We start from the raw sequence: 2,825 nt of genomic DNA on the forward strand, positions 1-2,825 counted from the left end.
GTATAATATGCTCTTTATTGTTTATTTATTCAATACATGACCTGGGAGGTCACTATGACTAATAAAAAACGTATTGTCTTGGCGTATTCAGGTGGCCTCGATACTTCTGTAGCAATTCCATACCTTAAAGAGCAAACAGGTCAAGACGTTGTAGCTGTGTCACTAAACGTTGGTCAGGGCGGTGAAGCGCTTGAAGTAATTAAAAATCGTGCTTTGGCTTGTGGTGCAGTTGAAGCATATGTTGTCGATGCTCGCGAAGAATTCGCAGATAACTATTGCATGCTTGCATTAAAAGCTAACGCAATGTATGAAGACGTGTATCCATTGGTTTCTGCTCTTTCTAGGCCTTTGATTACTCGACACTTAGTGAATGCAGCTCATCAATTTGATGCAGACACAATTGCGCACGGTTGCACAGGTAAAGGAAACGATCAGGTTCGTTTTGAAGTTGCAATCCAATCTTTGGATCCAGAATTAAAAGCTATTAGCCCAATTCGAGACTTGTCACTTACTCGTGATGTTGAAATAGAGTTCGCTAACGAGCATAAGCTTCCAATTGAACAGAGCAAGAAAAGCCCATATTCGATCGACCAAAACGTGTGGGGTCGTGCAATCGAAACTGGTTTCCTAGAAGATCCATGGAATGCTCCGACTGAAGAGTGCTACTCTTATACGCAAAATCCTCTTGAATCTCAAGAACCGGATGAAGTTACAATTACTTTTGAAAAAGGTATTCCAGTCGCAATTGACGGTCATAGCGTAACACCTTTGCAAGCAATTGAAGAAATGAATGCAAGAGCTGGAGCGCAAGGAATTGGACGAATCGATATTATTGAAGATCGTCTTGTAGGAATTAAATCTCGTGAATTGTACGAAGTTCCAGGTGCTCAAGCTTTAATTGTTGCACACCAAGAGCTTGAAAATTGCTGCCTGGAGCGTGAGCAGCACAGGCTAAAGCGTGCTCTTGATAAAAAGTGGGCTGAATTTGTCTATGATGGTCAGTGGTTCTCTCCAGTTGTGCGTTCTCTTAACGCATTTATTAATGAGACTCAAGAGCATGTTTCTGGAGAAATTCGAATGACTATGTATGCTGGCAAAGCTGTAGTTACAGGACGCCGTTCTGAGGAATCATTGTATGACTTTAATTTAGCAACATATGATTCTTCAGATACATTTGATCAGCGTGCTTCCAATGGATTCATTGAAATCTACGGATTGTCTAGCAAGGTTGCAGCAGCAAGAGATATGCGCGTTGCAAACAACAACTAATACGATATATATAAAAAAGATATAAAGGTAATAAACTATGCACGATGCAACAAAAGCAGCAGCCGCAGAACTAGAAAATAATGAAACTAATAATACTAATCACCCTATTGCATTGTGGGGTGGACGATTTAGTTCAGGTCCTTCAGCAGAGCTAGCGAAACTAAGCAAGTCCACACAATTTGATTGGCGATTAGCGGATGATGATATTGCTGGTTCTAGAGCTCATGCGCATGCGTTGCATCGTGCAGGTCTTCTTAACGAAAAAGAGTATGCTGATTTATCTTGTGCATTAGATGAATTGCAAAAGCATGTAGATGACGGAACTTTCGCACCCATTGAGGAAGATGAAGATGAAGCTACAGCGTTAGAGCGCGGTTTACTTGAAATTGCTGGAAATGAGCTTGGCGGAAAGCTTCGTGCAGGTCGCTCTAGAAATGATCAAATTGCAGCTTTAATACGTATGTTTTTGCGTAGGCATGCGCGCATTATTGCATCATTATTGTTGTCAGTTTGCCAAGCGTTGCTGAATCAATCAAAAAATGCAAAAGACGCGGTGATGCCGGGTCGCACTCATATGCAACATGCTCAACCAATTTTGCTTGCGCATCAGTTAATGGCACATGTTTGGCCGCTTTTACGAGATGTAAATCGCTTCATAGATTGGGATTTGCGTGCAGATGAAAGCCCTTATGGAGCAGGCGCTTTGGCAGGCAATACTCTTGGTCTTAATCCAGAAGAAGTAGCTAAAGAGCTTGGTTTTTCAAAAGTTTGCGCTAATTCTATAGACGCAACTGCAAGTAGAGACTTAGTTGCAGAATTTTCATTCATTGCAGCAATGGTTGGCGTTGATATATCACGATTAAGTGAAGAAATTATTATTTGGAATACTCAAGAATTTGCATTTGTTCGTTTAGATGATGCTTATTCAACTGGCTCATCGATTATGCCTCAAAAAAAGAATCCAGATATTGCGGAACTTGCTCGCGGTAAAGCTGGTAGATTAATAGGCGATTTAACTGGTTTAATGGCAACTCTTAAAGGTCTTCCTACTGCTTATGCTCGCGATTTGCAGGAAGATAAAGAAGCTGTTTTTGATCAAATTGACACTTTAGAAGTGCTGCTTCCAGCTTTTGCTGGAATGGTAGAAACTATGAAATTTGATCTAAATAGACTTTATGAACAGTCTTCTACTGGTTTCGCTCTTGCTACAGATATTGCAGAATGGCTTGTAAAAAAGGGTGTTCCATTCCGTAATGCTCATACTTTGTCTGGTTTGTGTGTAAAGCGAGCTGAGGAAATTGGGGGAGATCTTGCTGATTTAAGCGATGATGATTTTTCAAATATTCTAAGCGGTTTTGTTGATAGCGAAGAAATTGCGAATATTAGAACAATATTGACTAGTGCTGGATCTGTGTCTGCCAGATGCGGTCGTGGCGGTACAGCCTTCGTGCGAGTTAAAGAGCAAATTGTAGAGGCTGAAAACGCAATCGATAATTATTATAAATTTGCAAATTCGAAAAGCGATGGTTCTGCTTATATTTCGTCTATAAAATAAT

At 40.5% G+C, this 2,825-nt stretch carries 2 protein-coding genes; both read left to right on the forward strand.

Annotated elements, in window-relative coordinates; genetic code table 11:
- The first annotated feature begins 54 nt into the window (after positions 1-54).
- Positions 55-1,269, forward strand: a complete 1,215-nt coding sequence (locus tag A5294_RS05110) for an argininosuccinate synthase (protein WP_004106825.1) — start codon at positions 55-57, stop codon at positions 1,267-1,269.
- Between the two features lie 37 nt (positions 1,270-1,306).
- The gene (gene argH, locus A5294_RS05115; protein WP_004119410.1) at positions 1,307-2,824 is read left to right on the forward strand and encodes an argininosuccinate lyase; all 1,518 of its coding nucleotides are present in this window, start codon (positions 1,307-1,309) and stop codon (positions 2,822-2,824) included.
- The last annotated feature ends 1 nt before the right edge of the window (position 2,825 follow it).

It is taken from the genome of Gardnerella sp. 30-4 (genome assembly GCF_001641215.1).
Lineage (GTDB): Bacteria > Actinomycetota > Actinomycetes > Actinomycetales > Bifidobacteriaceae > Bifidobacterium > Bifidobacterium leopoldii.